Source organism: Desulfobaculum sp. (assembly GCF_054921475.1).
In genome coordinates this window covers 1-6,793 of the sequence record NZ_JBUDSW010000207.1, presented here as the reverse complement: position 1 = coordinate 6,793, position 6,793 = coordinate 1, and the positions used below count along the sequence as shown (strand labels likewise).

The window sequence follows — 6,793 nt, the reverse complement described above, 5'->3', positions numbered from 1 at the left end:
GAGGGCTGTGTTCAGTTTTGAATTGCAATTCACCTGATTTCCTTGAGAATCCTCATAATTTTCGGGGCGGAAGCCGCCCCGAAAATAGGGATGGGTGGGGTCGTCTATCCCTTTCTTTACACACTCATGACAGGGATTCTCACCGCCCAGCTCCACCCACCAAAGCCCCCCAAAAAAATATCCACACGCCCGAGAGCCATACAGGGGTGACGACCGCCCAATCCACACGCACCCGGCCTGTGCGCAAATGGGATTCCAAAGGGCCCACGGCCCTTTGGCCTGCGGAGCAAAAAAAAAACCACACAAGCACCACCCACAGCCCAAAGGGTTGCCAAAAGAAATATCTCCCACGGTTCCAATCTGTTGTGATGCCAGTCTCTGCCTGTGTTGTGTTGTTGGCAGGGGAGTTGCTTGTTTTGGTGGTGAATACTGCATTTCCTTGTCGTGTTCTCCTGCGCTTTTGCGTTCGTAATCCATTCCAATGAGTTGCGCAGATGCAGTTGTCTGACCGTGGCATGACGCGCCGTGTCGAAAGGCTGACACGGGCACTTGTGGTTGCAGCGTGTATCGACGGCTGGGGCTGATGCCTTGGCTGGTGGAGCGTGAATTGGAGGGGACGATGACGCATTGGGAAGATGTTGGGCTTGGGTGCGTGTTGGTTGTGGATGAGCGTACGTTGGTGCAGTCGTTGGTGACGCTTGAGTCGGTGCGCTGGAGGGGGCGTGCTGGGCTGGTGTGCGTGTTTGGCATTGGCGACAGCGTGACGGCTGTGCTGGGGGCGCTGCACTTTCCGGGGATGCGGGTGGTGAATTGCGCTGAGGTGCTGGAGGGCATCCCTGAGGGGGCGACTCCGGCGGACCTTGCCCCGGCGTGCGCGCTGTGGCTGCTGAAGGCGGCCCCGCAACTGCTGGGGGTGGCGATGCTGTCGCACGAGACGGTGCTGTGCCGCCCGGTGGATGAGCTGTATGCGTCGGCGGCGGAGGACGCGGCGCTGTTTACGTTGCGTGGTGGTCGCGCCCCGGGCACGGGCGCGGATGGTGCACCGCCGTTTGTGGGCGTGCCCCGATGCCGCGAGGGGTACCAGACGCTGACGCGGTGGTCGCGTGCGGCGGTGGAAGGCCGCGTAGGCGATGTGGACGACATTGTGCGCGGCATTGCCAAGCGCGGTGATTGTGCGGTTGTTGCGCCATGGACCATGGACGCGCCGCTGTCTGGGGCGCTGGAGGGGGACGAACCGCTGTTGCTGGATGGGAGCCCAGTGGGCCTGTGTTGGTTCTGGAAGCCGGTGCTTATGGAGCCGAATACATTTGTGCCGTGCTTTGATGAATCGTGGCAGCCGGGCCTTGAGGCGCTGGAGCGGGTGGTGCTGCCGATGGTGCGCCGCCTTGCGGCGTTGACGGCGTTGGTGCGCAGTGTGGCGCCGGACTTTGACTGGCGGGTGCCGGTGTCGGCCAAGGCGGTTGGCGCGCGGCATGTGCTGGTAACGTGGCATGAGCCGGGCATGCCGCGCCTGCGGGCGCCGCACCTGCCTGTGCGCTTTGACGGTGATATTGTGGTGTACCTGCCGCCGGAGATGGTGCAGGCCAGCCCGGTGTTGCGCCCCGCGGGAGGGGGCGAATGCCTGTGGCATATGGACGACCTGCGCGGCGCGCCCCATGACGGGGCGGTGCACGCGGTGGAACATTTGTGTAGCGGAGCGACGGTGCTTGCGGAATTTGCGCAGAACCTGCGTGAGCAGCGCGAGACGTTCCCGCGGCATGGGGAGCTCCTTGGACGCGAGGCCGCGTTGCTTGCGGCGTCCGGACAGGGCGAAGCCGCCTGTGAGCGGTATCTTGAGGCCTGTGCGGCGGACCCCTTTGATGAAGATATGACGCGTAAGGCGGCGGCTTGCCTGTTGGAATTCGGGCGCGAGCCAGAGGCCTTTGCCCTGCTGGGGAATTGGCTGGATGCGTCGCCGGATTCCACGGAACTCTTTGCCCTGCACCAGCGGCTGATGCGGGCACGCATCGCACGATGCATTCAGGAGTGCGAGGTGGACGAGACATGGTACGAGCGGCGGCAGTATACGCTGAGCGTTTTGGTGTCTTCCTACGCCGCTGAGGCTTTTATGCGGGAGTGCCTGAGTGATGTGATGAACCAGACCGTGGCCGATGAGCTGGAGGTGCTGGTTGTGGACGCGGCGTCGCCGGAGAATGAGGGGGCGATTGTCCGCGAATTTGCGCAGAGGTATGGGAACATCAGATACATCCGCGCCCCGCGCCGCATTACGGTGTACGAGGCGTGGAATGTGGCGGTGATGCTGGCGCGCGGGCAATTCCTGACGCCGTTTAGCACCAATGACCGGTTGCACAACGCGGCGTATGAGCGTCTGCTGGCGGCCATCCGCGAAGACCCGGCCATTATGCTGGTCTTTGGCAATACGCGCCTGACCGATGCGCCGCACGGCACGTTTGAGCACCATTCGCCAAGCCCGGAGAGCGGCGGCTATTGGGAATGGCCGGACTATAGCTTTGCGTACAATCTGGACAAGCCGACGGTTGGGCCGCACCCGGTGTGGCGGGCCTGCGTGCATGATTCGGTAGGGTACTTTGATGAGCGGTACGAGCGCGTTGGCGATCAGGACTTCTTCCTGCGTGTGGGGCGCACGCACCGCGTGGTGAACATCCCGGACTTTACGGGGCTGGCGTGGCTGGACCCGGACGCGGTGTCGCGAAACATTGCGGCGGTGCGGGAATTTGGGAGCATCCAGCGCCGGTATAAGCGCCGCGCCTATGCGGACATTGTGGAGAACGTCATTGCGCAGAATGCGGTGTCGCTGGCTGAAGATACCCTGCGCGAGGGCGCAGGGGCGCCCTTGGCGGGGCGCTTGGTGCATGGTCTGCCGGATACGGCGCTGGTGCGCGGCATGCGCAAGCTTATTGCCCGTATGGAGGCGCGCGCCATATGAGTGCCGTCAGTGTGTGCATCCCGGTGTACGGACGGCAGGAGCTGACGCTGCGGTGCCTTGAGGCGCTGTGCCGCCATAGCCCGGCGCGGGCGCTGGAGGTTGTGGTGGTGGATAATGGCTCGCTGGATGGAACGCCCCAGCGAGTGCCACAGCGCGGGGCGGAACTCTTTGGGGAGCGGTTCGTCTACGTGCGCAGAGAGCGCAATGATGGGTTTGCCATAGCCTGCAACGAGGCCGCGCGGCATGCCACAACGCCCCTGCTGTTCTTTTTGAATAACGATGCGGAGGTCTGCGAGGGCTGGCTTGCGCCGCTGCTCAAGGTGTTTCGCGAAGAGCGGCGCATTGGCGCGGCAGGGCCGGTGCTCACGTACCCGGAGACGGGGCGCGTGCAGCACTGCGGCATTGCTTTTGATCCGTTTTTGCACCCTGTGCACCTGTACGAGCATTTCCCGCCGGAGCACCCGGTGGTGCGGCAACGCCGGCGGGTGCAGGCGCTGACCGGGGCGGCGCTGATGATGCCGGGGCAGGTGTTTGCGGATGTTGGCGGCTTTGATGAGGGGTACGTCAACGGGTATGAGGATATGGACCTGTGCCTGCGGCTTCGCGGCGCGGGATGGCGGCTTGTGTGCGTGCCGGAAAGCCGCGCCGAGCATGCCACCAGTTGCACCCCCGGACGGTTTGCCAACGAGGACGCCAACGTGCGGCGTTTCCGTGAGCGGTGCGGTGATGCCCTTGTGCCCGATGCGCACCGTATCTATGAGGCGGACGGCTTTCTGCCGCGGTTTAACGACTGGCTGTCGCTGTATGTGGCCATGCCGGGGGATACGCGCGTGGCTCTGGACGCGGGAGTGTGGACGGAGCGCAAGGCCGTGGAGCAGGCCTTGATGCGCCACCCCCTGTGGGAGAACGGCTACCTGTTCTGGCACGATATTGCGGAGCGTGAAGGGTGCGGGGACACGGCTTTTCTTGCGCGGTTCTTGCGGGCCGCGCTGTTTCCGGGCCGGGAGAGTTTTATTGATTTTGCGCAGGCGGCGGGAAACACGGGCGATGTGATCACCCAGCGCATAGCCATGGCCCGCCTGAAGCAGGCCGAGGCGCGCCAGCGCGACGGCGAGGGGCTTCGGGCGCGCGCCGATGCCATTGCCGACGCCGCCGAACAAAGCGGCGACGACGTCGCCCTGCGGATGTGCGTGCAGTGGTTCCGGCGCGAGGGACGCGGCGGTACACGCTAAAAAGGGGTGCTGGCGCACGGCCAGCAGCTAGACGCCTCAGGTCCCGCCGTAGCCGACAGTGACGGCGCCGTCCTGCACGATGACCGGGACAAGGCGCTTGCCGCTGGAATGCTCCAGCATCTCGCGCATTTTGTCCGGGTCCTGTTTGACGTCATGGTATGCTGCGCCGGGGTGGGCCGACCTGGCCTTTTCCGTATAGGGTCAACCAGCCTTGCCGTAGATGATGGTGCTCATGGCGTCTCCTCGGATAGATGATTTCAATAGATAGTCCGTGAAGACGCTGTGGTTGTCAATGCGTGCGCAGGTTCGCGGCCGCGAGAAGGCTTTCGGCCTCCCGTGCGGGCACGGGCTGGGAGAAGTAGAAGCCCTGCGCGCACGGGCAGTCGTACCCGCGCAGTTTGTCCGCTTGCTCGGGAATTTCCACACCTTCGGCCACGGCGCTAAAGCCAAGATTCTGGGCTAGCCCAACAATGGAGCGTACAATGGTGCCGCAGTCCGCGTCCGTGCAAATGCGCGAGACAAGGCTGCGGTCGATTTTTATGACGTCGATGGGGAATTCCACCAGATAGCTGAACAGCGAATATCCGGTGCCGAAGTCGTCCATGCTGATGAGGATGCCCATCTCCCGCAGGCGGCCCAGTGTTTCCACGGCCACGGGGGCGTTTTGCATCAGCACGGTTTCGGTGATTTCAAACTTTAAGAGATGCGGCGGCGCGCCGGTGTCGCGCAGGATGTCGCGCACGTCCCCCAGCAGGGTGGGCATCATGAATTGCCGCGCGGAGAGATTGACGCTGACGGGGATGCGCAGGCCGCAGGCGTCGTGCCACTGGCGGACCTGACGGCAGACCTCGGTGAGCACCCACGCCCCAAGGGGAATAATGAGGCCGGTGTCCTCGGCAATGGGGATGAAGTCGTCGGGAGAGATGCGCCCAAGCTCTGGGTGGTTCCAGCGGATGAGCGCCTCCAGCCCGGACATCTGCCCGGTGCCGAGGTCCACAATGGGCTGGTAATACAGCTCAAAGTCCTGCTGGTCGAGGGAGCGGCGCAGGTCGGTCTCCAGCTTGAGTTGCCGCACGGCGTGGCAGTGCATCTTGTTGTTGAAGACCTTGAAGCGGCCGCGTCCTTGCTCCTTGGCGCGGTACATGGCGGTGTCCGCGTCGCGCAGGATGGATTCCGCGTCCGCGTAGTCCTCGGAGATGAAGACAATGCCGATGCTGGCGGCGGTGAAGACCTCGCACCCGCCAAGGCGAGTGGGGCGGGTGATGGTGTGCAGAATGCGCTTGGCGACCTTGATGCTTTCGCGCGGGGCGCTCACGTCGTCCAGCAGCACGGCGAATTCGTCGCCGCCGAAGCGGGCGACGGTGTCCACGTCGCGCACGCAGGTGGTCAGTGTCTTGGCCACATGCGTCAGCAGCAGGTCGCCCACGGTGTGCCCGAGGCTGTCGTTGATGACTTTAAAACGGTCAAGGTCCAGATACAGCACGGCGAACAGTGTTTCGGGCGAGCGCTTTTTGCGCCGCATGGACATGTCGAGATGATTGAGGAACAGGCTGCGGTTGGGCAGGCTGGTCAGGGGGTCGTGAAAGGCTTGGTGCTTGAGCTGGGCCTCGTATTCCTTGCGGCGCGTGATGTCGTCCACCGAGCCTTCAAAATGCAGAATCTCGCCGCGCTTGTTGCGCACGCACCGCGCATTGAAGGCCACCCAGATGATCTGCCCATCCCGGCGGCGGGCGCGGGTTTCGTGGTTGGAGACGCTCCAGTTGGTGAGCAGTTTGCGCATGAAGGGGCGGTCGTCGCCTTCCTCAAGCAGCGGCGACGCACCAAGGGCGCTGAAGGCCGTGAGCAGTTCCGCTGGCGTGTCGTAGCCAAAGATGCGCGCCATGGCGGGGTTGGCGTCGGTGTAGGTGCCGTTTGGCGCAATGCGGAAAATGCCCTCTGTGGCGTTTTCAAAAATGCTGCGGTAGTCGGCTTCGGCCTCGCGCAAGGCGTTTTCGGCAATCTCGCGTTCCAGAATTTCCGCCTTGAGCTTGGCATTGGCCTGCTCCAGTTCGGCTGTGCGTTCGCAGACGCGGCGTTCCAGCCTGTCGTGGGCCTCGCGCAGTTGTTCCTCCACGAATTTGCGTTCCGTAATGTCGCGGATGATGAAGACCACGTCCGCATCCGGCCCGCGCGGGATGACGGAGACGGAGAGTTCTATGGGGAATTCCAAATCGCCGAGAACGGTTTCGAACTCCGCCGTGCCCCGGCGTTTGGTGGCGGGGGCATCGGCGCGGGCGGAGAGGGAGATGCCCGTCAGGGTGGCGATGTCGTCCATGGACTTATGGAGCAGGTCGCAGATGGTGCGGCTGCGGAGTTCCTGTTCGGACAGGAGGAACATATCCAGCAGCGCGGGGTTGGAGGAGCGGATGACGCCCATGCGGTTGGTGACCACAATGCCATCTATCGTGGTGTTCATGATGGCGGTAAATGTGGACTGCGTGTCGGACAGGCGCGTAGTGGCGTCGTCCGCGGATTTTTTGAGCGAGGCGATGGATCCTGCCAGCTCGCGGGTGGTGGAGCGGATGGCGCGGGCGGCGTCGCCCACTTCATCGTCGGAGGTGATGCTGAGGTCGGC

General features: G+C 63.7%; 4 protein-coding genes. 2 read left to right on the top strand and 2 right to left on the bottom strand.

Features of this window, described 5'->3' with window-relative positions:
• The first annotated feature begins 619 nt into the window (after window positions 1-619).
• On the top strand, window positions 620-2,947 hold the full coding sequence (locus ACY69P_RS12645; RefSeq protein WP_462327730.1) for a glycosyltransferase: 2,328 nt from the start codon (window positions 620-622) through the stop codon (window positions 2,945-2,947).
• The gene (locus ACY69P_RS12640; protein ID WP_462327729.1) at window positions 2,944-4,179 is read left to right on the top strand and encodes a glycosyltransferase family 2 protein; all 1,236 of its coding nucleotides are present in this window, start codon (window positions 2,944-2,946) and stop codon (window positions 4,177-4,179) included. The genes ACY69P_RS12645 and ACY69P_RS12640 overlap by 4 nt, the downstream gene beginning before the upstream one ends.
• Window positions 4,180-4,215: 36 nt before the next feature.
• Here the strand turns inward: ACY69P_RS12640 and uxx1 are convergent, their stop codons facing one another.
• Both uxx1 and ACY69P_RS12630 read right to left on the bottom strand, forming a co-directional pair.
• Window positions 4,216-4,413, bottom strand: coding sequence for a UXX-star selenoprotein family 1 (uxx1, locus tag ACY69P_RS12635; protein WP_462327728.1), 198 nt, complete (start codon window positions 4,411-4,413; stop codon window positions 4,216-4,218).
• A gap of 55 nt (window positions 4,414-4,468) precedes the next feature.
• A partial coding sequence (locus tag ACY69P_RS12630; protein WP_462327727.1) for a putative bifunctional diguanylate cyclase/phosphodiesterase occupies window positions 4,469-6,793 on the bottom strand: 2,325 nt, incomplete at its 5' end.

Excerpts from the sequence above, each read along its gene's own strand:
- ACY69P_RS12645 (WP_462327730.1), top strand. The coding sequence starts at position 620 with ATGACGCATTGGGAAGATGTTGGGCTTGGGTGCGTGTTGGTTGTGGAT.
- ACY69P_RS12640 (WP_462327729.1), top strand. The coding sequence starts at position 2,944 with ATGAGTGCCGTCAGTGTGTGCATCCCGGTGTACGGACGGCAGGAGCTG.